Consider the following 25,584-nt stretch of genomic DNA (forward strand, 5'->3'; position numbering starts at 1 on the left):
CCCGCCCCACCACCAAATAGCAGGTCTGCTTGGCCGCAGGCAGGTGTGCAGTGGCATAGACATTCGTGGCTGGCGAGTTACTATCCCAAAACCGTGGCAGCAATGATCTTCCGCACCTTAGGCGACTGTTGCAAACATTGACCAGCATTACCAGCGTGCACTAGTTGCGATTGGTTGCAACCGGCGACAAATAGTCGGCATGTACGACTGGACGTTGCTGGTGCGCTGGTAGCAGCGCAGAATTCTTCCCCATCATTGTCACCAGCTCCTGCTGATCATAAGCCACTTCACCGCGACCAATGATCTCCCCGGCAGGGCCTACAATCTCCACGATGTCTCCCTGGTGGAAGTCTCCATCGATCCCGGTAATCCCCACTGCAAGCAGCGAATTGCCGCCGCGCACCACCGCTTGCATGCAACCTTCGTCGACTGTGACAGTGCCGCACACATCGGCCGCAAACAAAGCCCAGTGCTTCCAACTGGTGAGTTTGTCAGCCTGCGGATGAAACATGGTTCCCACTTTGGCACTCTCGAGCGCTTGATCTATTTGGTTTGCGGCAGTGAGCAACACCGGGATTCCTGCCCTGTTGGCGAGCATCGCCGCAGAAACTTTCGTCGCCATTCCACCTGTACCAACCGCACCCCCACCACCGGCAACAACACCGGCGAGATCATCTTCACTGGCCACCTCTGCGATAAACCGGGCCGCAGGATCACACGGATTGCGATCATATAAACCGACAACATCGCTAAGCAGCAGCAGCAAGTCTGCACCGATTAAATTGGCAACCAGCGCTGCCAGTCGATCATTGTCGCCGAAACGCATCTCCTGGGTGGCAACCGTGTCATTTTCGTTCACAATCGCCACGGCCTGCAATTGTCGCAAGCGTTCTAAGGTGCGCTGTGCATTGCGCGCCCTCGATCGGATACCCGCATCTGCTGCAGTCAACAACACCTGCCCGGTGGTAATACCGTAGCGGGCGAAACTTTGCGCCCAATGCTGCGCCAACAATGCTTGCCCCACCGAGGCTGCTGCCTGTTTCGTCGCTAAATCCTGGGGGCGGGAAGTTAAACCTAACGGCCCCATCCCGGCGGCAACTGCGCCAGAGGACACCACCACAATTTCAGCGCCACGCTGCAACCGCGCCACCATAGCATCGGTGAGACGATCAATTTTTGCCCGATCCACTGCAGTGTGATCGGCGGTGGTCAGCGATGACGAACCGATTTTCACCACAATCTTTTTCGCCCGTGCAAGCCTTGCCCGATCATACTGCTGCTCCACGCTAAACGATTGGATGGGATCGCCGGAGATTGTCATAGCTGCATATTGTAAACCAGCAACGATAGCCCAGGAGGAAACATTGTTTGGCTTGGTTCACCCCAAACACGAGGGGCGCCGATTTCCACACCCCGTGCTTCCTGCGTTCGGGGTGTGCAACCAAATGAGATACAACGCTGCCCTAGTCAGCAAGCAAAGATTTTTCACGTGTCTCATGGTGGGTGAGGAACACCCGAAGTCACCGCCACTAATTTGCCACAACTAAATAAAGCTAGGTCACCGAACACGGCGCCGATGAGCAGGTACTATGCTCATCGGCGCCGCTTATTGAAAACAACATGCTGCTTAGACTGGCCCCTAGGATCACCTCAGCGTCCCTGCCGGGGAGCAGCAGCTATCCTTCCCAACGCAAAGTGTCTGCTTGCTGCCCGTCGCCGAAATCAAACTCGTCAATAAGACCACGACGAACCTGGGAGGCACGCTTACGTTCGGCGGCAGATGCACGACCAGTCTGCTCAAGGCGCACGTCAGAACCGCGACCTGTCAACATCGGGTCAACCCCGGCAGCAGTCATCGGCTCCCATTCGAAGGTGACATCAGCAATAGTGACAGGGCAACCGGCGACAGCCCCCGCATTGTAGAGTGCTTCCTCCACACCAATTTTCGCCAAACGATCCGCAAGGAAGCCGACGGCCTCATCGTTTTCAAAGTCGGTTTGAATAATCCAGCGCTCTGGACGTGAACCGCGAATAATAAATCCGCCAGGCTGCTCCGGATCCTGCTCCAGGTGGAAGTCAATACCTTCACCACCCTTGCCACGTTTGCCCTTGCCCGCCAACGCCTTCGGACGAACAATGGTGCGTTCTTCCCGTTGCGCAATCGGATTATTCTTCCGATGCTCATTGACAATATCCATCAGGGCGAACTTCAACGGTTCAAGTCCTTGGTGGGCAATTGTCGAGATAATAAACACCGGCCAACCGAAATGCTGGTGCAGATCATCTTGCAAAAATTCGGCAAGTTCCCGGGCTTCCGGCACATCGCATTTATTGAGAATGATGATGCGGGGACGATCTTTCAAATCCCCTAAACCGGTTTCTTCATCAAGCGCCGACGAATATGCGGCGAGTTCCGCTTCCAACGCTTCAATATCAGATTGCGGATCCCGGCCTGGTTCTAACGTTGCAACATCGACCACGTGCGCCAACACAGCGGTTCGCTCAATATGGCGCAGGAAGTCTAAGCCCAAGCCTTTACCTTGGCTTGCCCCGGGGATCAGACCCGGCACGTCAGCAATAGTGAACGTCGAATTGCCGACAGTAACCACGCCAAGGTTTGGCTGCAACGTGGTAAACGGATAGTCAGCAATTTTCGGTTTTGCCGCCGACAGCACACTGACAAGCGAGGATTTGCCCGCGGAGGGGAACCCAACCAATCCCACGTCAGCCATAGATTTCAGTTCCAAGGTGACGTCATGCTGCTCACCTGGCTCCCCTTTTAGGGCAAAGCCTGGGGCTTTCCGGGCTTTAGACGCCAAGGCGGCGTTACCCAGACCACCCCGGCCACCTTCAGCCGCAATATAGCGCATCCCCGGTGCTACCAGGTCAGCCATCATTTCACCGTTGTCGTCGAAGACAACCGTGCCCGGTGGGACAGGAATCACCAAATCTTCACCACGCGCCCCGTTCCGATGGTCACCGGCACCATTAGCACCGCGGCCAGCTTTAATGTGGGGACGGAAATGGAAGTCGAGCAGCGTGTGCACCTGGGGATCGACTTCCAAAATAATGTCGCCACCGTGTCCGCCGTTGCCACCATCAGGTCCGCCCAACGGTTTGAACTTTTCTCGGTGGATCGAGGCACAACCATGTCCCCCATCACCAGCATTCAGGTGCAAGGTCACCCGGTCAACAAAACGGGACGTACCCATAGTTACTTCAACACCTTCAACAATTTTGAGATTTGCAACAACGAACAACTCCCCTGTGGTTGCGGCCAAGTAACCGTTGGACTTCAACCAACAGCAACCATGCCTGCATGGGGAAAGCGACGTCAGATAGTTAGAAAAACTCCTGCAGGAGAGTTTTCCTACTGGTTATTCCTGCGGAAGTGTACTGCCACAAGTACAGCCACCGCATGTGTTCAGCACGAGCCTCACTCAGGCTCCAAGGCGGAGCTAGTTCGACTGAGCAGGAGCTTTGTGCAGTAGTGATGAACAAACGGGGCTAGCACCGAATAGTGTCGGTGTTAGCCCCGTCGGGTGGAGGTATCACTACCAGCGATATCCCCACAAAAGCGATTTTTTACGCAGCAGCCGGCTCAACGATGGAGACAATACGACGGTTGCGCTTGGTGCCGAACTGAACAGCACCGGCCTTCAAAGCGAACAGGGTGTCGTCGCCACCACGGCCAACGTTCTCACCTGGGTGGAACGACGTGCCACGCTGACGGATGATGATTTCACCAGCCTTTACAACCTGGCCACCGAAGCGCTTCACACCGAGGCGTTTAGCCTCTGAATCGCGACCGTTGTTAGAGCTAGATGCACCTTTTTTGTGTGCCATGTGCGGTTTCCCTCCTTTTGGAAAACTTGCGATGTAAATCGTAGCCGCAAAATCGAGCTACGATCCAGCGCTTACTTGATCCCGGTAACCTTGATCACGGTCAGCGGCTGACGGTGCCCCTGGCGCTTCTTGTAACCAGTCTTGTTCTTGTACTTCAGGATGCGGATCTTCGGGCCTTTGGTGTGCTCGACGATTTCTGCAGAGACGTTAACCTTAGCCAGGTCATCGGCACCGCTGGTGACATTAGCGCCATCGACGAGCAGAACCGGGGTGAGAGCCACGGTGGAACCCGGCTCACCCTCGATCTTCTCGACCTTGACGAGGTCACCTTCGGCAACCTTGTACTGCTTGCCGCCGGTCTTGACGATCGCGTACATAGGAGGGCTACCCCTTTATCTTTAGATCAAACGTATTCGGCTTAACCCCCAGCAACCTTATGCTCCACCTGTTGCTGCTGGAACGTGATCCAACAACCCCAACATAATTCATGCTGGTCGGTGTCTGGTTGGCCGGAGGATATTTCCGGCAACAGGGTTGTCCGACTGGACAAAATATTTTTCAGTTGGCTGTTTCCCACGACATCTGCGCAGAAACTCACATGTCTCAGATGCACCAGTTGAGGCTCACGCCCTGGTGGTCTGCGATTGCCACAATCCTCCACTGTGGGGGATGCTTATGCTTATGTGTTTCGTTGCAGTGTTGCTGCAGCAGACATAACAGAGCAAGCGTGACGAAAAGTGTTCAACGCTTGCACTGTCACTGTCTGGATTGCCAGCCGGTAGTGGCCAAGTCACCTTGACCAGGATCAACAGCGGTTGCTGCGGACATAGTTCACCGGCGTGTAAACAGCGACCAGTAAAGACTACCGGCAGGATAGGTAAATCACAAACTGGAGGAACTATTTCCGGCGTGTCGATCGGCGTGTCGATCGGCTCCGGTTTCGTTCGCGTGCTGCAGGTTGCTCCGGTTGAGCTACCGTCGCCGACAATGCTGCAGCCTTTTCCTGGTTGTGCATCACCTGTGTGCTGCGCATTGCTGCGCGGCGACGACCACGTCCCCGACGCGCAGGCGCGGCACTGTCCACACTTGTTTCGACGACGGTTTGCTGTTTGCGGTTGCCAACAGCTTGGCCGGCGGTGTTGACGGTTTCCTGCTGCTGTTGCGTGCTGTTGTCTTTTCCAGGTTGCTGCGTGTGGGATTGGTGTTCGACAGCACTGGTGCGGACAGCACGGCGACGTCCGCGGCGGGGTTTCCCTGACGCGGGAGTAGGTTCTGCTGCGGCAGCGGCTGGTGGGTGCTGTGCTGACTGTTTCTTTTCGTTGGTAGACAACGTGTCTGAATCGTCAGCGGTGGTAGATGCCACAGTGTCGTCCACAGATGTCGGGTTGACTGTGGGAGCACCGGCTCGCACCCGTTTGCGTCCACTGCGGCGCCTGGTTGGAACCGCAGCAGGCGAGTTACCTGGGGTGGTGTCGCTGTTGGAAGCAGTGTCCGATTCCTTGGCTGGCTGGTCATCGAGGGAATCGATGCCATCGCTGCCCATTGGACCGGAGATAAAGTCGCTGCGTTTTGGTGGCACATCGGAACGAGAGTTACCCCGCACCCGACGTTGCCGCCTTGGGGAGCGTTCAAACGCTTCAACAGCAGCCCGATAAGCAGCTTCACCGTTGTCGTCAGCAGCTGCTTCTGCTTTCGAAGCGGTGTTTTCCTGCTGGGTTTGGTATTGCTCATCAGGCACATAGGAACGGCCGCTGGGCTCATCGGGGTCTTCCCGATCGGCGGTCGCTAATGCATCAAGGGCGATTGCGACCGTGTCTTGCGCCCGCTGCTCACCGGGGGTGGTGCGGGCACGTCGACGCTTGGCGCCTCGTTTCGCACCAGCTGGTGTTGCAGACTGCCCAGCGTGCGGCTGAGGTGCTGCGCCTGCTTGAGATTCTGCTTCCACGCTATCCTGCGGGGTGTTGTCCGCAGGATGAGCACTGTGCTGATCGGATTTCGTGGCACCTGATTGGGTGCTTGCAGGCTGCGGCATTGCAGCCCGCCGCCGGCGGCGTCCACGCGATCCGCTGGGAGCTGCTGGAACATGGGAAGTTGTTTCACCCTGATCGGCAGGTGCTGCAGGATCAGTGTCCGTGGCGGCGGCAACATCTGTCGTATTGTCTACCTGTTCGGCACCTGCTGCTTGTGCAGTAGCTGACCGACCGGCACGACGACGACGCCGTGATCGAGTATTTGCAGTCTTGACACGATCGTCGCCAGATTCGGTTGCGGCAGTGTCATGCGCTGTAGCTGCAGCCTGTTTGCGTTCCGACGTCGAATCCGACTGTGCCGAACCGTCGTGATGATCCTCGCGAGCTGTCGACTCCAGGGAGGTGGATGCGGCTGATGCTGCAGGCGGATGCTGTGCAGTGTCGCCGTTTTGCTCACGGTCGAGCGTCCCAGCGGAGTCGCCATCGGTGTGTTGCCGATGCAACGCGGCTGCTGCAGGATGCTCCCCCACCGGCCGCGCCGGTTTCTGCGTTGATTTTGCGGCCTGCTCAGCTGCACGCTTCTTTTTGTCTTCTTTTGCTTTGCGGCGCGACTTCCGGTCGTCAAATACTGTGTTTCGCTGCCAGTCAAGCACTGGATCATCGTGGGTGACTCGACCAGAGCCGGCACAGTGTTGGCATTCGGTGGTAAACGACTCTTGCAAACCACCGCCGAGTCGTTTCCGGGTGATCTGTACCAGGCCGAGGGAGGTAACCTCTCCGAGCTGATGCCGGGTGCGGTCGTGCATTAACGCTTCGGCAAGTCGGCGCAACACGAGATCCTGGTTTTCTTCCAAAACCATGTCGATAAAGTCGATGACAATCATGCCGCCGATATCCCGCAACCGGATTTGGCGCACGATTTCCTCGGCAGCCTCAATGTTGTTTGCGGTAACGGTTTGCTCCAGATTGCCTGATTTACCGGTGTTGGATCCGGTGTTGACGTCGATCACCGTCATCGCTTCGGTGTAGTCAATAACCAACGATCCGCCGCTTGGCAGCCAAACTTTGCGCGATAGCGCCTCGGCGAGTTGCGGTTCAATATCGAGACCAACAAATGCGTCTACCCCACCCTGCGCATGACGATCCCACTGCTCGATACGATCCAGCAGGTCGGGTGCCATTCGGGAAACATAGTTTGTCACCACATCATGCGAGGCAGCCCCGTCAATGGTCAGCTTGGTGACATCCTCATTGAACAGGTCGCGAATAAGTTTGACCAGCAGCGGTGGCTCTTCATAGAGGGTGACTGGTTTGGCACCTTTTTTGGCTTTTTCTTTCGCTGTGATCTCTTGAATACTTGCCCACTGTTTGAGCAGGCGATCCGCATCATTGCCGATTTCTTCCGCAGAAACGCCTTCCGCGGCCGTGCGAATAATAGCCCCACCGTCGTCGGGCAGGATCTGTTTTAGGATCCCTTTTAACCGGCGCCGCTCCGACTCGGGGAGTTTCCGGGAAATACCAGCGGAACGCCCTTCTGGGACGTAAACCAGGAACCGTCCAGCCAACGAAATCTGGGTGGTCAAACGGGCACCTTTATGCCCGACCGGATCTTTCGCGACCTGGACGAGCACTTGATCGCCGGATTTCAAAATGTTTTCGATCCGCCGATTACGGTTAGTCAACCCGGTGTTGCGCCAATTGATCTCACCGGCATAAAGCACCGCATTGCGGCCAGTACCAATATCGATAAACGCCGCTTCCATACTCGGCAGCACGTTTTGTACCCGGCCAAGATAAATATTGCCCAGGGTCGAGTTTTGCGTATCGGTGGTGATGTAATGCTCTACGGTTTTACCATCTTCCACCACCACAGCTTGGGTGACCGTTCCCCGGCCGTCGTGACGTTGCCGGTCACGAATCACCATTTCGCGGTGAATAGCCTGCCGGCGCTTGCGGAATTCAGCGTCACTGATGGGCTGGAAATCGTTGCGCTGACCGTCCCGACGGCGTTCTACTCGTCGGCGACGCTGCGCTTCGAGGCGGGTGGATCCTTTGATCCCTAACGGTTCTTCAACCCGCCGTGGACCGCGTTCTGCTTGGGTAGATTCCCGCTGATCGTCGCTTGGTGGTGCAACCGGTGCCGGACCTGGCACAACCACCGGTGCTTTAAACAGTGGTGTCTCATAGTTAGTGTCGGCGGGAACCGGGGTCGATGCCGAAACAACGTCTTCCAACAGTTCAGCGTGCACTTCTGCGGCGGCAGCGGCACGGATGTCGATCACTGGCGGGGCAACAAGCTCTTCGTCTTGATCGTCATCGTCGTCATGGTCGTCGTCGAATTCGTAGTCTTCATCAAGGAAGTCGTCATCGTCGAGTTCAATATCGACGTCGAGTTCCTCGTCGTCTTCCTCATCATCGTCATCTTCGGCGTCAGCGGCCTGTGCATCCTCTGCTTGAAGGGCTTCATGCTGCGCCGATTCGGTCTGGTCGGCTACTGCTGAGGGATCATCGTCGACCAGGCTGTCTGGCTCTTGCTCGATTACAGCCGGGGTTTCGTCAAGCCGTTGTTCGAGTTCCTCTTCGATTTTGGATTCGATTTGGTGAATCTCGTTTTCAACGTTTTTCCCCACCCGATAGCGGATGACTTCCACTGTCTGGTCGCCGGTGTCGAGGGTTGGTTCCACGAGTTTGTCGAGCATCAACGCAGCTTCTGCATAGGTGATCGACGAGACGGCTTTCTTTTCGATGCCGACCTGTGCCAACAGTGCGACGAGTTCTTTGGATACCAGTCCAAGGAGTTTCGCTAGTTGATGAACGCGCAGTTTTTCCCCAAGGGTGCTGCGATCAATCTCGCGGGCGGCAGCAATGGTTGCCTCCGATACGCCGGTGAGTTGTTGGGAGTTTTTCGCGGTTTCTTTAGAAACTTGCACGAGATCTTCAATGACAGGATCGACTGCTTTCGCACTCTGTTCGCGGACTTTTTTGTCTGTCACGCCACGAGCCTTGGTGGTGTTCTTCTGCGCAGTCCGGGTGCGACGGCTAGTTGCAGGTTTTGCTGCGGCCTTGTTGCCTGTGGTGCTGGCTGTCGTTGACTGCTTTTTCTTCGCTGCAGCAGTTTTCGTTGCGGTTTTTTTCGCTGTTTTCTTTGCCGCTTTCTTCGGGGTTTGCTCTACAGCCTGCTGCTTGGATGCTGCCTTGTCGTTGGTGCCGCCAGCTTTGGTGGTGCGCTTACCCCGCGGGGTTGCGCTTGCCGACGTGTCACCTGTTGATGCGGTGGCAGCGTTGCTTCTCCGTCGACGAGGTTTGCTTGCGGATTGTGTAGTTGTTGGGGACTGTTGTCGCGCCATAGTTGTATTTGTCTCCTGAAGACAACCAGCTGCTGTTATGTTCCCCGGACCTGGGTGCCGTGCGATGGTTTTCGCGTCTGGGCAGCGGCAAGGAAGCCTATCCCCACCTGGGCTGCCGGGTGTGCACCGGTGACCCGCGACCGCAATGTCGCGGGTTTTCCATCACTGGTGCGATGCTTTTCACCGGGCAGTCTTCCTGCACATTGCGCAAGTTACAATGCTGACTTGCTCCGTGTGACCAGCAGCTTTTTCGACAGGGTTATCCCGATTCGAAAAGGGGGATGTGTGCACCTGCTCCGGCAATGATGTCCAGTTTCACAGGTCGCACCTGTTGGAACCGATCGGAGTGGGCAGCGCACTGATTTACCGTGGTATGTGCATGGTTCCGCAAGGAACTCAGCGACCGTCGGCTGGTTGATGTGTTGCTCCACAGGAAGCCTGATGGGAAATAACAGCGTATGCAGTTGTCGATGCGTGGGTGAAACACGTTCGCGCCGCGGCGGGTGCATCTGCTTGGAAGATGGTGCACGGTCTGCCTAGCGGCGTCGCGAATGTGTGCCACGCAGTAGTTGCTTTAAAGTCTTATTCGATCTTGTATGAAGTCTGTTGTCACTGCGGGTCTCTCTTGTCGACTCGCAGGTGACAGGCGTTGAAATCGGCGACGCGTTCACTGCCGGCAATGTAGGTGCTACATCGCTATACCGTCATGGTTGCAGTGGTTCGTCGCAGGAAGCCAATGGCCTGCCCGAACCTATTGTGTCATACCTTGGCAGGAAACGTCGCAGGCGGCATCAGTTCTTCAGCAAACACCTTGTTCCGTGGGCGGCCGAAATGATTGGTTTTCCTGAGTATTGGTCGCTGTGTGGGGTGTTCCCACATGCAAAACACTCCTCTTCGCTGTGGGGTGTTTCCCGCTAGCGAAAAGGAGTGTTCGTTAAGTTCAAGTGCCGTAGTCAGGCTCGCGGTGGATGGTTACAGGTTCGGGAACCAGATGCCAATTTCGCGAGCGGCCGATTCTTCCGAGTCGGAGCCGTGCACAATATTGGCGCTGACTTCCAAACCAAAATCGCCGCGGATTGTCCCTGGGGTGGCTTTGCCGACCGGATCAGTGCCGCCCGCAAGCTGCCGCCATGCTTCGATAGCACGAGGACCTTCAATAACCCCAGCAATCAGCGGCGCCGAGGTGATGAAGTCGACGAGTTCACCGAAAAATGGCTTGTCTTTGTGCTCCGCATAGTGGGCTTCGGCGGTGTCTTTATCTGCCACCCGCAGATCCAGGGCGACCAGTTTCAGCCCTTTGCGTTCGATACGGGTAAGAACCTCACCGACGAGTCCACGTTCCACACCATCGGGCTTGATCAAAATAAGAGTACGTTGCGACATGCGCACCATCGTAGCGGGTTTTCGGGCGGGGGTGCGGTACAAGGTGTGAGTTTTCTTTCCCAAGTGGGGGGATTGTTGGAGGGCTACTCGTCTAGGATGGGGGGCTATGCACTATTTCGCAATGCACACCCCGACAGCGATCGTCGAATTGGTGATCTCTGCTGTGGTTGCAAGCTGCCTGCTGATGGCGCCGACCTGGGTGACCATTGCGTTAGCTGCGAAAGATCGGGCTATTGCGGCGTGTCGGCGTCAGGCACAATTGGCACAGATTGCGGCTTCGAACGAGCGTCTCACCGGTAATATTGCCCGGATTGATCGGATTATTGGGGGGTTGAGTCCGGATGCGCAGCATTTGGTGGCTGATTCCTGGACTTCTGTGCGGGCAGCAATGGTGCAAATCCTCGATCGGGTTGCTACCCCTGCCGAAGCGAGCCTGACTGATGATGCCATTGATGTGGGCTGGGCGTCACTGCTACGGTTGCCAGTGATTGACTGGCATGTCCGCCATGTGCAAGGCATCGATGATGGTCTTACGGACGCACGGATGGAGGCGCTCGAACGCCTCCGGGAGGATATGCGGGCTGCCAGCGCCGATATTGATGTGCTTGGCGAAAAGCTGGCGGTGGTGAAGTCGAAGGCGATCTGGCTGGCCCAGGATCCTCACTGTCCGAAGTTTGTCGCCGCCTACGGCCGTATTGTGGCTGAATATGGACAGATTTTGCAGCCCTATTTAGATGACACGGTCTATTTCCCTTCCGCTCAACAGGCCACCACTAGACAGCCATCATCCCGGTTTGGGTTCTCACTGTTGCAGCTGCCGCTGATGTTACGCGGCCGCTTAAGTGAACAGGCCACAGCCACAACGATCGCCTCCCGCGCCTGGTTTCCCGGTATTGGGATTGCCGGTGCGCGACCGTGGATCGCCTCCGGGGGCGGTGGGCTTGCCGCCGTGGAGCGGGTGAAAACCTATCGGATCACCATTGTGGTTGCTGCCCTGCTGTGGGGGTTGGTGATGTTGGCTAGTCAAGTGGTGGCGGCAATCACCTTCCCCGAGTGGGGCATTATTGGGGCGTCGACATTTGTGGTGACAGCAGTAGTGGTGTCCACTGTTGCCGCACTTGTGGCGCATCGCCGTAGTATTCGCCAGGGGTTTGCTGACACCTCCCATCGGGGCGTGGTGAATCGGGAGCTGCACGGTCGTATCCGGGATGTTGCCCTCGCCGAGATCACCCGGATTAGTCTTGTGCTCATCGATGCGGATCTTATCGCCCGGTCGCTCGGCGGTGGCGATGAACACAATCCGCTGGTGTGCCGCTGGCGGACGTTGCGTGCGATTTATGAACGGGACACTGAAGGGTTTGTGGAACTCGTTGACGAAGGTGGCGACTGGGAACCCCGAACCATGGCCGCCTATCAGGCCGCAAGTGATATTGCGCGGGCGGAAAGCAACTTGAAAGAACTCTTTCGCTTTGTGCACGGTGATCGTGCCGTGCGGCAACGTCACCTGCAGGTGTGTGCCGCCTATCTTGCGGCGATCGCACCCGCCGGATATGCCGATCCGGCCACCAATCCCGGGCTGCGTAGCGACGACGATGACGATGATGCGGCGATGCTCATCGCGTTGCCGCCGGGAACTCCAGTGGCCGGCGCGCCTTATCCGGCAGCCACTCCACATCCCCACCGCAACTGTGCACCGGAGCATACACCGACATTGGCCTGCGCAACAGCGTTACTCAAAGAACTCGAACTGCTCGACATGCATCCTGATGCACATGATTTCCTTCCCCGCTTCCGCAGACTCATCACCATCCTTGCCGCGCATCATCCCGAGTTGGGAAACACCGACCCGTATGCGATTACCAGTACCCAGTGGCAGCCGGAGGATCTGCTCGCCCACGAAGCAACAATGCTGCACTAACCTGCCGCCGCAGGAAGGTACACCGTAGTCCCGCCTTCGGTGGGGTTAGCAAGATGATGGGACACCAACACAACCGTTTGCTCCTATGCCGAGGCACCCGGTCTGTCATCGCCAATGTTGCACGGATATTCGTGGCCGAGGTCGCCGAAAGTTTCCCAATCAAAGAACACCGCATCCACCAGCACATGGCTATCACGAAGATCAGCGAATAACGCTTGGCCCTGGGGATCGCAAATGAACCAGTGCTGCCGTCAGCAATCAGTGTCGCCGGAAGCTCGCTGGCCGTGAAGTCCTTGATGGTGGTTGTCGCCACCGCTGCTCCACCCGACCAATGGTGTTCCTTCAAGACAGCCCACCCGATTGGAAATGCAAAACAGTCAAGTTTGCTCTTGTCGCTGCTGAGCATGCGGGAAACATCTTACGGGTCGCAGTACAGCACCAGCCCGCGCAGCTGGCCGGCGCTGATAGCCACCTCCACCCCGCGGCGCTGCTCATAGTCAGCATGAGTGGCCAGCAGCACGGCCTGTGCGGCAATAAGTCCCCCGGCACTAGCGCCAAACAGATTTAGCCGCTCAAGATCATGATGGTAGTCATCTTCCACAGCAGGCAACGCGGCGGGTGCTTCTTCCACCCGCCAAACTTGACTGGGTTAGGTGATCTCCGGGGCCTTGGTATTCGGCGCGGACGACCGTATGTCCTTCATGCGCGAGCATCACCGCATAGTGTTCACTACCCTCTTTGGTCCCGGCCACAACTGCACCACCGTGCCCCCACACAATGGTCGGCAACGTGCCTTCCGCCCGCTTTGGCACATCCACATCAAAGCGGTTGCGGTCATCTGCGGGAAAAATCGGTGAGGTCACGGATGATCAACTGCCGGGAGTGGATTTCGTCAGAGTTTGCAACATTGTCAAAATCGATCGTGTCAGCAAATTGATGGCTTAGCATCCACACCGCTGGATGCGGGCTGGAATACCCATCTACCCCTCAACCCTGCTGCGATGGCACCTACCACAACCGATATGATCCCAAGGCGTTTCAGCAGTTGTTCAACGCTTCGCAACCATTTTCTGCCCGGTGCAATGAAGAAGATGCGCGCTAGAGGTGAAAGAGTTTCACACTAGGTGTGCTGGGTGGTGAGCAGGCCGCGGCGCATTCGCTCCACGATCACCCCTTTGAGATACCAAATATATCCCCAGACGGCGAGGAAAATCAGAGCCATAATGCCCATCGACGGATGCACGATGAGCCCACCAAGCACAGCCAACCCCTGCAACACCCAGTTAGCTGTCATCGCCCAGCGCTGCTTCAACAAAAAAGCCAGCAGCACCATCGCCACCCCAATAACAGTGACATAGCCTGCCCGCAGCGGCGACCAATACAACCCCTGGTCGATTCGTCCGATGACAGTGAGCACGAGCAGCAAGCTGATCGCCTCCATCACCAGCGTGCCCGCCATCACCCCGCGCAGCCCTTTCATCGGGTCTTTCACCGGGGCGTGCCCGGGTCCTAACGGACCTACGCCATCGCGATGGGATCCTGCTGATGCTGTGTTCATGCTGCTCAAAACGCAACCTTTCAAGCTGTGCTGAAAATTCGGTGCCAACCTGGCGACGCCCTCCCCCATGTGCCCACTTGTGAGCAGACACTGCGATACCAAAACAGATGGGGGAAGTACCTACGCCGCCAACATATTCGGCGGATTAATTTGGAGCCTTGTGGAATAGCTGCCGGGCAGCCCCCGCAGTCACCACCGATCCGGTAATGATCACTCCAGAGCCGCTGATTTTCCCATCATCGTCAAACTCTTCGGAACGAGCAACCGCCACATCGACCGCGTTGAACAGATCCGGTGCGCTAAACACCCGATCCTCCCCGAAAATAGTGCGTGCTTTCGCGGCAAGCTCCTCGACGGGCAACGCCCGCGGGGAGCTAGTCGCGGTCACCACAATCTCGTCGACAACCGGCTCTAAGGCAAGCAGGATCCCGTCGGCATCCTTGTCTCCAAGAACCCCGACCACTGCAACAAGACGCCGGAATTCAAAATCTTCCGCCAACGCCCGGGCCAAAGCCTGCGCCCCATGCGGATTATGGGCACTGTCACATAACACTGTGGGTTCGGCGCGCAGCCGCTCTAAACGTCCCGGGGAAGTTACCTGCGCAAACCCGGCACGAACAGTCTCCACATCAAGTTGTCGACCAGGACCTGCCCCGAAAAACGCTTCCACTGCGGCAAGTGCACACGCCGCATTGTGGGCTTGGTGACGTCCCGCCAAAGGCAAGAAAATCTCGTCATATTCGCCGCTTAATCCGCGCAGTGTTAACTGTTGACCACCAACTGCCAACCGGGATTCCACTACCGAAAACTCTTGCCCAAACCGGGCAACCGCATTGTCGGTGGCAACCGCCTGCGCCAAAATCACTGCCATTGCCGCATCAGTTTGCTCCCCAACAATGACCACACTATCCCGCGGGGCAAGCACATCATCGTCGGCAACCCGACGCGGCTTAATGATGCCGGCTTTCTCCGCGGCGATCTGTTCAATCGTGTCACCCAGATAATCCGTGTGATCGATACCAATCGGCATAATGACCTGCACATCAGAATTCAACACATTAGTTGCATCCCAACTGCCGCCAAGCCCAACTTCAACGACGCCGATCTCTGCGGGCGCATCAGCAAACGCTGAAAACGCCAACCCGACAAGCACTTCGAATTTCGACATCCGCGGCCCGCCGCTGGCAACCGACTCCCGATCGACCATTTCCACAAACGGCAGCATTTCTTCATACAACCGCACATAGTCCCGGGCGGCGATCGGCTGTCCGTCGATCGCTATCCGTTCCGTGACCCGTTGCAAATGCGGCGACGTTGTCCGTCCAGTGCGGCGATGAAATGCTCGCAGCAGCGATTCAATCATCCGCACCGTCGAAGTTTTCCCGTTGGTGCCCGCCACATGGATGGAATCAAACGCATCCTGCGGCGACCCCAACAGGTCACACAATTGCTCAATCCGATCCAATGATGGCGCAATCTGGGTTTCCCCCCAGCGGGTGTCGAGTTCCGCCTCAATCGCAGCAAGACGAGCAAGCTCTTCTGGTGTATCCCCGCTCCCGTCACCGCCATCACTGTCTGATTTACCCCGCTCACCGGGAATAATCGGCAATTCCAGCCCCGCATCGGTGACCAGGAGTTGCGCTAATTCGCTTCGCGCAGGATCTGCTGCCAAGGCAGCCATCTCCGCGGCATCATCTAACTCGTCAGCCGCAAAAGAGTCATCCGCCACCAACTCTGCACCGTCAGCCTCGGCGTCCGCACCCGCGGCTAAGCGCTGGGCGAGCACATCGAGCGGGGACGGCTCCCCGGCCACCTCATCCAGTTGTGGATCGCCATGGTCTGCCGCAAGCTCCCGGGCAAGCTGCAACGCCTCTTGCTCATTGTCGAAGTCGCCGACAAGTTCCCGCAGCAGCGCCTGCTCTTCCCGCACCGCAGCTTCATCAACCGAAGGTGCCTCATCGTCAAAACCCGAAGCGGACGGGTTTTCAGCATTACTCATCGTTGCGCTAATTCCTCCAGCCGGGCAGAAATACGGTCATATTCTGCTTGTGCCACAGCCTGCCGTTGCTTGATTTTCTCCACCACATGGTCGGGGGCTTTCGCCAGGAACTGTTCATTGCCCAGCTTGGCAGCGGTAGTAGCCAGCTCCTTTTCTGCGGCAGCACGATCCTTCGTCAGCCGTTTCGTTTCCGCTTCCACATCGATCGAATCAGAGGTGTCAAACTCCACCACAGTAGTGGTGTTCGTCAACCGCATTTCGATCTCACCGGTTTTTCTAAACCCATCACCAGCAGGAGTAATCCGGGTGAGCGCGAACACCGTCTCCTGCTCATCGGCAAGATCACAGGCGCCTGCATCAAACCGTGCAGCAAGCGGTGCAGAAGGTTTAATTCCCTGATCCGAACGGAACCGGCGAATCTCGGTCACCAGCTTGACCACGTCATCAATGCGGCGCGCTGAAACAGCACACGCCTCAGGTGCGACAGCTGTGGATTCATGCGTTGGCCAATCAGCAATCACCACCGACTCACCGCCGGTGAGCTGCCGCCACAGTGTTTCAGTGACAAACGGGATAAACGGATGCAACAGCCGCAACACCACATCGAGACTGTGTCCCAGCACCCGCCGGGTGACGTCACCACGCGCTAATGCTGCTTCGCTAGCAGTAGCCTCGTCGCGCGGGATTTGCACCTTAGCAATCTCCAGATACCAGTCACACAGCTCACCCCACGCAAACTGGTAAAGCAGCTCGGTGGCTTTCGCGAACTGGTAACGGTCAAGTAAATCATCTACTTGGGCGCGAACCTGTTCCAGGCGGTCAAGAATCCATCGGTCAGCAGAAGTTAACTCGCTCACCTGCGGAAGATCCCCCACATATGCACCGTTCATGAGCGCAAACCGGGTGGCGTTAAACAGTTTCGTACAGAAATTGCGGGAAGACTGCGCAGCATCCACACCCAGTGGAAGATCAGTGCCCGGGTTTGCCCCGCGCGCCAAGGTAAACCGCAACGCGTCGGCACCATAGTCGGCGACCCAATCCATCGGATCAATACCGTTACCGAGCGACTTCGACATTTTCCGGCCGTGTTCATCACGCACTAATCCGTGAATAAACAGATCAGTAAATGGCACCTGTGGCCGGCCGGTGGCGGTCGCACCCAAGTTACTGTCTGGCAGTGTGGCTGCAAACGTGCCAAACATCATCATGCGGGCAACCCAGAAGAACAAAATGTCATAGGCTGTCACCAGTACCGAGGTGGGATAGAACTTCTCCAGCAACGCTGTGTTTTCCGGCCAGCCAAGCGTGGAAAATGGCCACAGTGCTGAACTAAACCAGGTATCGAGCACATCCGGATCTTGGGTGTATCCCGCCGGCGGGGTGTCATCTGGTCCACAGCAGACCACTTCCCCATCCGGTCCGTACCAGATTGGGATCCGGTGCCCCCACCACAGTTGCCGGGAAATACACCAGTCGTGCATGTCATCGACCCAGTCGAAGTAGCGAGGCTCCATCGAAACCGGATGAACTTGCGTGTCCCCCTGCCGGATTGCGTCACCAGCCATTGCAGCAAGCTGTTCAACCTTCACATACCACTGATCAGACAGCCGCGGTTCGACCGGTTCCCCGGATCGTTCCGAATGCCCAACCGAATGCACATAGGGGCGAACTTCTTTTTCGATACGTCCTTGCTCGGCGAGCGCCTCACGGATTTTCACCCGCGCCTCGTAGCGATCCATACCGTCGAATTCTGTTCCGGTACCGGCAATATGTGCGGTGTCATCCATGACGTCGATCATCGCGAGATTATGCCGCAACCCCATCGCATAGTCATTCGGGTCATGCGCTGGGGTGATTTTCACCGCACCGGTACCGAACTCTGGGTCGACGTAGTCGTCCGCAATCACCACGATCTCCCGATCGGCGACAAATGGGTGGGCAAACCGGGTGCCTACCAAATCCTGGTAGCGTTCGTCATCTGGATGAACCGCCACCGCTACGTCACCGAGCATGGTTTCCACACGGGTGGTAGCCACCACCACATGCGGCTCGTCATCATTGAGGGAACCGTAGCGGATCGAAACGAGTTCGCCCTCTACTTCCTTATAGATCACCTCAATATCAGATACGGCAGTTTCCAATACCGGTGACCAGTTCACCAACCGGTGTGCCCGGTAAATCATGCCCTGGTCATAGAGGTTTTTAAAGATGGTGGTTACTGCCCGGTTGAGCCCTTCATCGAGGGTGAAGCGTTCTTTCGACCAGTCCACACTGTCGCCGATGGCGCGCATTTGCGAACCGATCTTGCCGCCGTATTCTTGCTTCCATTCCCAGACGCGTTCAATAAACGCCTCCCGCCCGTAGTCGAGGCGGGATTTTCCTTCGTCGCTGAGAAGTTTGCCCTCCACTTTCGACTGGGTAGCAATACCAGCATGATCCATACCGGGCAGCCACAGCACTTCGTAGCCTTGCATGCGTTTGCGACGGGCAAGTGCATCCATCAGGGTGTGATCGAGCGCGTGCCCCATATGCAGCTGCCCGGTCACATTCGGCGGTGGCAACACGATAGAAAATGGTGGCTTGTCGCTGTTGGGATCAGCGGTGAAATAGCCCCGATCCACCCACTGCTCATAGAGGGATTGCTCTACATCAGCTGGGTTCCAACTGGTGGGAAGATTTTCTGCGGATACTTGCCTGGATGTCTGCTCAGTCACGCCCACTATCTTAAACCCCCCAGCAACTATCCCCTAAGTGCAGCCGGACAACACCGCGACACCAACCTGAAATTGCGAGAAATATGAAACAACCTGAATCCTTCTCTGTAGCGGCACACGCTTGGCGTGATTCGTATCAGACAACAATTCAGGTTGTGCAATGCTTCTACCAGCCGACGTGTTCCAACACATCACAGCCGTGATCGGTGTACCGAGTCGGAAGGTGAAAAATAGTTGTAATGCCGTGCTGCACACAGGCGCAACACGGCATTACTGGAGCCTAGAACAGGTGCTTACTTCAGCAGATCGGCGACAGCGTCGCGCTCTTCCTTGAGCTCTGCGATGTTCGCGTCGATGCGTGCACGCTGGAATTCGTCCAATTCGAGACCTTCGACGATCTTCCATTCGCCGCCTTCAGCAACACATGGGAAACCGAAGATAAGACCTTCGTCAACACCGTATTCGCCGTGGGACACCACTGCGGAGGATACCCACTGGCCGTTGGTGCCCTGCACCCAGTCACGCATGTGATCGACAGCAGCGGAAGCAGCGGACGCTGCAGAAGACTTGCCGCGCACTTCGATGATCTCAGCGCCACGCTTAGCGATCCGTGGAATGAATTCGTCGACATACCAGTCACGATCCACCAGGTCGCTCACCTTCTTGCCGTTGAGCTCAGCGTAGGTGATATCAGGGAACTGGGTTGCCGAGTGGTTACCCCAAACAGCAACCTTTTCGAAGTCAGCCGAACCACAGTCGAGTTTCGTTGCCAGCTGCGACAGTGCCCGGTTGTGGTCAAGCCGCATCATCGCGGTAAAGCGTTCCGCTGGAATGTCTTGAGCCGCATGCTGTGCAATCAGCGTGTTGGTGTTTGCTGGGTTACCAACCACCAACACGCGAATGTCGTCAGCGGCATGGTCGTTGAGAGCCTTGCCTTGTGGGCCGAAGATTTTACCGTTAGCAGCCAACAGATCAGAACGTTCTTCGCCCTTACCGCGTGGTTTTGCACCAACCAAGAACGCAGCCGAAGCACCATCAAATGCTTTGTTCGCATCATCAGTGATGGTGATATTGCGAACGAGCGGGAATGCGGAATCCAAAAGCTCCATGGCTACACCTTCAGTGGCGCCAAGAGCGGGAGTGATCTCCAGCAGATTCAGCTCGATGGGAGTATCTGCACCGTAGACGTCACCGTTGGCGATGCGCCACAGCAGCGAGTAGGCAATTTGGCCGGCTGCACCGGTAACTGCAATCTTCTTCACAGCGTTCATAAGTATCCTTCACTTGTTTTGATAACTATGCGCATTTCGCCGAACCATCGCCGTTGGCGAAATGTTCGTCGATGAGTACTCGTCAGCTGCAAACACGGCGAGCGATATCGACGCAAATTCCTGGAGTTTTTCGCTTTCGTCGGAGATATTCGGGGAAAGCGTGCCCACCCGGCGATCCAGCGGTGAGCGTGCCACTGACTGTGCGGTCGACCGACCACCGACGACGGGAAAGGCTCGCTTCCACTCTAGTCCTTTCGGTTGCTGTTCTACACTGCTAGCAACCGCGATAACCACCAGAAATCACCCGGGTAACCGTTCCACATTTCGCCCCGGGAAGGGCACTACACTGCGAAAAGCGCGCCGATCCACCCATCGATAAAGCCAACACAATCCGGAATGGGATTTCCGACACATCACCTTCCGATCGGGCATATCGACGGTTGTCCTGCTAATTCCCCAGAGCCCACCCCCACCGCCGTATGTGGTGAAACCAATGTGCGGTAGCCAAAATCCAACGCCCCAACGAGGTGCACGAAAGCTACTACACACCACAATCGCTGCACCGACTACCACTGAAAAACTTGGTTTTATCCACATCCCGCCAATTGGTCTCTGACGGCACAGTCATCAACACCCTGTGGTTCACCCCTGCCACAGCTCCCCCACACCCCACACGAACCCCGTTGTCCTTCCGATTGATACCATCCCCGGCTGCAAAACCATCACCCAGCTGCAATCACCCAATCGCGCAGACGACGCGTTAGAAACACGACCCGCAAGATCCAACGCAAATGAGGGTACAGCCAACCCGAAATCAACATGCCAACCAGACATTTCCTCATCCCCTACCCCCGATTGACGGTATCTCAACGACAATGAGCAGGCTTTTTATCGCTGGTGCGACTATTCCGATACCGACGGTGGAAAACTTCAGGCACGATGGACGTAGGCTTATGACGTGGGGACTTTTCCCCCACTGCGGTGAAGCAAAAGTGTTGATGAAACCAGCTAAACCCCCTGGTTCGACCGCTGCTTCTCCTCCGCTTACCACGGTGCGTATCGTCTATACCCACCTCACCCTAGGACAGGCCTGATCAGAAGAAAGGAAGGCGTATGAACCGCCCACTACCTGATTCGGATCCGTTACAAGTAACGCCAGAAGATGTAGTGGACATCGCACTGGTTCGCTTCGCGGACCGCGGTTTCGCCGATACGAAACTCGAATCAATTGCGCAGGAGTCAGGCATGACCAAGCGCATGATCCACTACCACTTTGGCGACAAACGCGGTCTTTATTTACGCACGTTGATGCGTGCCTTCCAACTGCTTCGACCTACCGAGGATGCTCTGGAAATTGAATCAGCCGTTCCTGTCGACGGTATCCAGCAGGCAGTCGAAGCGCTCTATGACACTGTTGTCAACCACCCTGATGCCTGCCGCCTCGTAGTGATGGAAAGCCTGCACAAGTGGGCTGAGCTCGAAGGTCTCAGCCCACTGACCGACCATTCCCGGGTGATCTTGGCACTTGATCGACTCCTCATGCTCGGTCAGGATGCCGGCGCTTTCCGCCCGGGGATTTCCGCGCTGGACGTGTACACAATCATTTTGTCGCTGTGCACGGCGCGCATCGCTATCCGGGATACCTACATCAACTTGTATTCCACAAATCTGTCTACAGAAGACAACACTGCCGGATTACGGGCACTGGTAGTCGACACTGTGCTGAGCTTTCTCACCTCGAATATGCACAGTAGTCGGGTGAGCTACTTGGTGTCCGATAGCCCGAATCCGCTACACGGCTCAGCCGCGTCTAGTTCGGCCTCCGTGGGGATCTATGATGATCACGACGGTGCAGGAATGGTTGACTTTGACCCAAATCTTTATGGCGACGAAAACTGACCAGTAGCGACCGATTGGCGTTCGTAGTCTCCATACTAATAATCCAAGAAGCAGCGTGGCTGGTATGCCACGCTGCTTCTTGTTTTTTAAGGTTGCTGTCTGGTGCAGCAGTCCACGTAAAGGGTTGCTCGCTTAGCGTCTCCCTCCAGCTTTACGCTGACTGTTCTCTATCGTGGGCAATATATTCCGGTGCTGCGTCGCCACGGGCACATGGTGCAGTAATTTTTACTTCCCCAATATCTTCCCGATCCGGCAGCTCATACATGATCGGAACGAGAATGTTCTCTAGCTGCGAGCGAAGTCCACGAGCCCCGGTGTTCCGTTGCAACGCCTGCTCGGCAATTACTTCCAGCGCCGGATGAGTGAACGTGAGTTTTGCACCATCCATCTCAAAGAGCCGCTGATATTGCTTGACCAACGCGTTCTTCGGTTCAGTCAACACTTTGATCAGCGATGCACGATCCAAGGTGCCGACGGTGGCAACCACAGGTACCCGGCCAATAAATTCGGGAATCAACCCGAACTTCACAAGATCCTCTGGCTCAACCGAGTCGAAAATATTTGGCACAGCATCATGCAACGCGGTTACCGTTGCACCGAACCCCACCGAGCGGCGACCAATCCGAGCTTCAATGACTTTCTCAAGTCCGGCAAAGGCACCTGAGACAATAAACAAAATGTTCGTTGTGTCGAGCTGGACCATCTCCTGGTTGGGATGCTTCCGCCCGCCTTGTGGCGGAATGGATGCCACTGTTCCTTCCAGAATCTTCAGCAGCGCCTGCTGCACACCCTCACCGGAGACATCCCGGGTGATCGATGGATTATCTGAGCGGCGGGAAATTTTATCAATCTCGTCAATGTAGATAATGCCCCGCTGGGCACGTTCGATATCAAAGTTTGCGGCCTGCAGAAGTTTCAACAAAATGTTTTCCACATCGTCACCGACATAACCGGCTTCCGTCAACGATGTTGCATCCGCAATAGCAAACGGCACGTCGAGCATGCGTGCCATTGTTTGCGCTAGATAGGTTTTCCCGGAGCCGGTTGGCCCGAGCAGCAAAATATTCGACTTCGACAGTTCAACATCCTGCTCATCGGCGCTGCTCTTGCCACTAGCTGCTTGCTGTTCCTGCTGCTGAATTCGCTTGTAATGGTTGTACACTGCGACAGCAAGAATACGTTTCGCCTCATCTTGGCCGATGACATATTCGTCGAGGAATTGTTTCATCTCGCTGGGGCGTGGCAGCGCTGGCCGGGCGAGTTTTGGTTTTTCCGTTGCTGCAAGTTCCTCTTCAATGATCTCATTGCACAGGTCAATGCACTCATTGCAGATATACACCCCGCCACCGGCGATCAGCTTTCGCACCTGCCGCTGGCCTTTGCCGCAGAAGGTGCACTTTAACAAGTCACTGTTGTCTTTCACTAACGCCAATCCCGATACAGTCTCGTCGATGCAAAAATTGTTCTCGTATTGCTGCGCAGATCTCTCTGCAGCAATGCTACTGCTGTGATGGTAAAGCCAACCTGATCGGCTCACCGGGGTGCCATCACCAGGCGTTGCAAGGGGAGCTGATCACTGTGGTTCAGCTCGCTTGCACGGTGCTTTTGCGAAACACCAGCTAGCACTACCGCCCTTTGAAACGACACCCAGCGCTACAGTATTCCCGCGCCTGAACTATAGCGATATCTCAAGGAAAGCGTTGCCCTGTCGAAATCTCTGCGAGCCGGCTGTTGCACCTCGAATATTGTATCGACTTCTCCCCACAGTCAACGACTGCCCCGCCGCAGGGATCAGCGAGCAACGCTTATGCCGTTGTTGTGTGACAACCTCAGGTTCATGAGGTCACTAACATGCAAACCGGGATGGGGCAAGCAAAACATAGCTGCCACCATCCCGGTTTCCCAGTTGCTTCCCTTTTGGCTGCGCCTTACTCGGCGGCACGGTGGGGGTGTGTATTTCAGCGTCGAACTAGCCGACCTCAGAGAACTTACGGTAGTCGTACACCTGGTCGATGAGCCCGTATTCGACAGCTTCCTGGGCGGTAAGAATCTTGTCACGGTCGGTGTCGATGCGAATTTGTTCCGGAGTTTTGCCGGTGTGCTCGGCAAGTGTGGTTTCCATCAACGTACGCATCCGGTCAATTTCCTTTGCCTGAATTTCCAGGTCGGAAACCTGTCCTTGCACCCCACCTGTGGAAGGCTGGTGGATAAGGATGCGAGCATTCGGCAATGCCGCCCGTTTCCCGGGAGCACCTGCTGCGAGGAGCACAGCAGCCGCGGATGCTGCTTGACCCAAGCAAACAGTTTGCACGTCTGGACGCACATAGCGCATGGTGTCGTAGATCGCCATCAACGAGGTGAAGGAGCCACCTGGAGAGTTGATGTACATGGTGATGTCGCGATCGGGATCCTGCCCTTCCAACACCAGCAGCTGCGCCATAATGTCGTTTGCTGAGGCGTCGTCAACTTGGGTGCCAAGGAAGATAATGCGTTCTTCGAATAGCTTGTTGTAAGGGTTGGATTCTTTCACTCCGAAAGAAGAATGCTCGGTAAAGCTCGGCAGCACGTAGCGTGCCTGCGCGTCATACTGCGGATGGTTCATAGCCTGATGTCCTTGAATTTTCTGTGATGTTGCAAACGTTGGAGCGTGAGCGTGTTGTACCGTCGCCGCTAGCTTCACTAGGGGCAGCTAACCACTGCCCGATGTGGGGTGCCCTAGCGGTGAGCCTAGGCCTGGCTGGCTTTCGAGATCACGTGGTCAACGAAGCCGTATTCTTTTGCTTCTTGGGCGGTAAACCACCGGTCACGATCAGAGTCTTTGGTGATCTGCTCCACGGTCTGTCCGGTGTGTTCGGCAATCAGTTCTGCCATTTCTTTCTTTGTCCGAGCGAAGAGTTCCGCCTGGATTGCAATGTCTGATGCGGTACCGCCTACACCGGCGGAAGGCTGGTGCATCATGATACGGGCGTGTGGCAGCGCATAGCGTTTGCCTTTGGTGCCGGCGGACAGCAGGAATTGCCCCATGGAGGCGGCCAGACCCATACCGTAGGTTGCAACATCACAAGGCGCGTACACCATGGTGTCGAAAATCGCCATACCAGCTGAGACAGAACCGCCGGGGCTGTTGATATAGAGCGAGATGTCTTTCGTCGGATCCTCAGCGCTCAGCAGCAGAATCTGGGCGCACAGTTTGTTGGCAATTTCGTCGTTGACTTCACTGCCGAGAAAAATAATCCGTTCCCGCAGGAGACGTTCATAGACGGAATCTGACAGGTTCATGCCTGCAGCAGCAGAGGCATGAAGAGGTGAGGTGGTCATAGTTGCTGTGACTCCTAGTAAACGTGCACCACAGGAGCGCTGTGGCGGAAAAATTCTATCTATCGTGTGAAGTATGCCCCGGCTTTGTTGACCTTGCCCAAGACAACAGAGATGGCACCAGATGGCGCCGATATCAACCGCTGTGGTTCGAAACGGCTTGCCGAGGTTCGTGTATTGCTTGCCTTCGAATTGTAAAGGCCTGCCAACGAATGTACCTGCTGCAGGCGCGGGAAGTCGCATTTGTTCGCTACCAGCAAAATACTTTCTGAGCTGACCTCCTTGCATCGCCAGCTGTACTAGCCAGATCGGCGAAACAACAATTCCGCGTTATCGCAGCAACGACACAATCGGCGTGCCAGAC

Annotated in this window: 17 protein-coding genes; 3 read left to right on the forward strand and 14 right to left on the reverse strand. The window is 56.3% G+C overall.

The genetic code is table 11. The features are described 5' to 3' along the window. Positions 1-160: 160 nt before the first annotated feature. The 6 genes from proB to ndk form a co-directional block, all read right to left on the reverse strand. Positions 161-1,321 carry a glutamate 5-kinase gene (proB, locus tag CCHOA_RS07750; RefSeq protein WP_123929078.1) on the reverse strand — a complete coding sequence of 387 codons (1,161 nt, stop codon included), beginning with the start codon at positions 1,319-1,321 and terminating at the stop codon, positions 161-163. Between the two features lie 355 nt (positions 1,322-1,676). After that, a complete protein-coding gene (gene obgE, locus CCHOA_RS07755; RefSeq protein WP_123929080.1) occupies positions 1,677-3,212 on the reverse strand; it encodes a GTPase ObgE in 1,536 nt (511 codons plus the stop codon). Positions 3,213-3,585: 373 nt separating this feature from the next. Next, the gene (gene rpmA / locus CCHOA_RS07760; RefSeq protein ID WP_123929082.1) at positions 3,586-3,846 is read right to left on the reverse strand and encodes a 50S ribosomal protein L27; all 261 of its coding nucleotides are present in this window, start codon (positions 3,844-3,846) and stop codon (positions 3,586-3,588) included. 71 nt (positions 3,847-3,917) lie between these two features. Beyond that, positions 3,918-4,223, reverse strand: a complete 306-nt coding sequence (gene rplU / locus CCHOA_RS07765) for a 50S ribosomal protein L21 (protein ID WP_123929084.1) — start codon at positions 4,221-4,223, stop codon at positions 3,918-3,920. 521 nt (positions 4,224-4,744) lie between these two features. Then, positions 4,745-9,163: a translation initiation factor IF-2 N-terminal domain-containing protein gene (locus CCHOA_RS10950; protein ID WP_245992116.1), complete on the reverse strand. Its 4,419-nt coding sequence runs from the start codon at positions 9,161-9,163 to the stop codon at positions 4,745-4,747. A 972-nt stretch (positions 9,164-10,135) separates the two neighbouring features. Beyond that, positions 10,136-10,546 (reverse strand): nucleoside-diphosphate kinase, encoded by a 411-nt coding sequence (gene ndk / locus CCHOA_RS07775; RefSeq protein WP_164472426.1) that lies wholly within the window; start codon positions 10,544-10,546, stop codon positions 10,136-10,138. A 106-nt stretch (positions 10,547-10,652) separates the two neighbouring features. Between ndk and CCHOA_RS07780 the strand changes: the two genes are divergently transcribed. Beyond that, entirely contained in the window at positions 10,653-12,464 is a 1,812-nt protein-coding gene (locus CCHOA_RS07780) for a hypothetical protein (RefSeq protein WP_123929086.1), read from the forward strand. Positions 12,465-12,882: 418 nt separating this feature from the next. Here CCHOA_RS07780 and CCHOA_RS07785 read toward each other — a convergent pair whose 3' ends face one another. From CCHOA_RS07785 to CCHOA_RS07805, 5 genes are all read right to left on the reverse strand, one after another. Then, positions 12,883-13,095: an alpha/beta hydrolase fold domain-containing protein gene (locus CCHOA_RS07785; RefSeq protein WP_123929088.1), complete on the reverse strand. Its 213-nt coding sequence runs from the start codon at positions 13,093-13,095 to the stop codon at positions 12,883-12,885. A 489-nt stretch (positions 13,096-13,584) separates the two neighbouring features. After that, on the reverse strand, positions 13,585-14,022 hold the full coding sequence (locus tag CCHOA_RS07790) for a DUF4233 domain-containing protein (RefSeq protein WP_123929090.1): 438 nt from the start codon (positions 14,020-14,022) through the stop codon (positions 13,585-13,587). Between the two features lie 145 nt (positions 14,023-14,167). Beyond that, positions 14,168-15,751: a bifunctional tetrahydrofolate synthase/dihydrofolate synthase gene (gene folC / locus CCHOA_RS07795; protein WP_377740006.1), complete on the reverse strand. Its 1,584-nt coding sequence runs from the start codon at positions 15,749-15,751 to the stop codon at positions 14,168-14,170. 266 nt (positions 15,752-16,017) lie between these two features. Continuing rightward, positions 16,018-18,765, reverse strand: a complete 2,748-nt coding sequence (locus CCHOA_RS07800; RefSeq protein WP_206425844.1) for a valine--tRNA ligase — start codon at positions 18,763-18,765, stop codon at positions 16,018-16,020. Between the two features lie 263 nt (positions 18,766-19,028). After that, positions 19,029-20,006, reverse strand: coding sequence for a malate dehydrogenase (locus tag CCHOA_RS07805; RefSeq protein ID WP_123929094.1), 978 nt, complete (start codon positions 20,004-20,006; stop codon positions 19,029-19,031). A gap of 1,113 nt (positions 20,007-21,119) precedes the next feature. Between CCHOA_RS07805 and CCHOA_RS07810 the strand changes: the two genes are divergently transcribed. Then, positions 21,120-21,905 (forward strand): TetR/AcrR family transcriptional regulator, encoded by a 786-nt coding sequence (locus CCHOA_RS07810; protein ID WP_123929096.1) that lies wholly within the window; start codon positions 21,120-21,122, stop codon positions 21,903-21,905. A gap of 151 nt (positions 21,906-22,056) precedes the next feature. Here CCHOA_RS07810 and clpX read toward each other — a convergent pair whose 3' ends face one another. The 3 genes from clpX to CCHOA_RS07825 all read right to left on the reverse strand — a co-directional run bounded on the left by clpX (position 22,057) and on the right by CCHOA_RS07825 (position 25,223). Beyond that, positions 22,057-23,337 (reverse strand): ATP-dependent Clp protease ATP-binding subunit ClpX, encoded by a 1,281-nt coding sequence (gene clpX, locus CCHOA_RS07815; protein WP_123929098.1) that lies wholly within the window; start codon positions 23,335-23,337, stop codon positions 22,057-22,059. Between the two features lie 537 nt (positions 23,338-23,874). Then, a complete protein-coding gene (locus tag CCHOA_RS07820; protein ID WP_123929100.1) occupies positions 23,875-24,507 on the reverse strand; it encodes an ATP-dependent Clp protease proteolytic subunit in 633 nt (210 codons plus the stop codon). A gap of 125 nt (positions 24,508-24,632) precedes the next feature. Beyond that, on the reverse strand, positions 24,633-25,223 hold the full coding sequence (locus tag CCHOA_RS07825; protein ID WP_123929102.1) for an ATP-dependent Clp protease proteolytic subunit: 591 nt from the start codon (positions 25,221-25,223) through the stop codon (positions 24,633-24,635). Positions 25,224-25,289: 66 nt separating this feature from the next. Here CCHOA_RS07825 and CCHOA_RS11060 point away from each other — a divergent pair, with 66 nt between their 5' ends. Further along, complete coding sequence (locus CCHOA_RS11060) at positions 25,290-25,418, forward strand: hypothetical protein (protein WP_281273266.1); 129 nt, start codon at positions 25,290-25,292, stop codon at positions 25,416-25,418. Positions 25,419-25,584 lie beyond the last annotated feature (166 nt).

Source organism: Corynebacterium choanae (assembly GCF_003813965.1).
In the GTDB taxonomy this organism is placed as follows: Bacteria; Actinomycetota; Actinomycetes; order Mycobacteriales; family Mycobacteriaceae; genus Corynebacterium; species Corynebacterium choanae.

Coding starts and splice junctions, on each gene's coding strand:
- proB (WP_123929078.1), bottom strand. CDS start 1,321: ATGACAATCTCCGGCGATCCCATCCAATCGTTTAGCGTGGAGCAGCAG.
- obgE (WP_123929080.1), bottom strand. CDS start 3,212: ATGGGTACGTCCCGTTTTGTTGACCGGGTGACCTTGCACCTGAATGCT.
- rpmA (WP_123929082.1), bottom strand. CDS start 3,846: ATGGCACACAAAAAAGGTGCATCTAGCTCTAACAACGGTCGCGATTCA.
- rplU (WP_123929084.1), bottom strand. CDS start 4,223: ATGTACGCGATCGTCAAGACCGGCGGCAAGCAGTACAAGGTTGCCGAA.
- CCHOA_RS10950 (WP_245992116.1), bottom strand. CDS start 9,163: ATGGCGCGACAACAGTCCCCAACAACTACACAATCCGCAAGCAAACCT.
- ndk (WP_164472426.1), bottom strand. CDS start 10,546: ATGTCGCAACGTACTCTTATTTTGATCAAGCCCGATGGTGTGGAACGT.
- CCHOA_RS07780 (WP_123929086.1), top strand. CDS start 10,653: ATGCACTATTTCGCAATGCACACCCCGACAGCGATCGTCGAATTGGTG.
- CCHOA_RS07790 (WP_123929090.1), bottom strand. CDS start 14,022: ATGAACACAGCATCAGCAGGATCCCATCGCGATGGCGTAGGTCCGTTA.
- CCHOA_RS07805 (WP_123929094.1), bottom strand. CDS start 20,006: ATGAACGCTGTGAAGAAGATTGCAGTTACCGGTGCAGCCGGCCAAATT.
- CCHOA_RS07810 (WP_123929096.1), top strand. CDS start 21,120: ATGAACCGCCCACTACCTGATTCGGATCCGTTACAAGTAACGCCAGAA.
- CCHOA_RS07820 (WP_123929100.1), bottom strand. CDS start 24,507: ATGAACCATCCGCAGTATGACGCGCAGGCACGCTACGTGCTGCCGAGC.
- CCHOA_RS07825 (WP_123929102.1), bottom strand. CDS start 25,223: ATGACCACCTCACCTCTTCATGCCTCTGCTGCTGCAGGCATGAACCTG.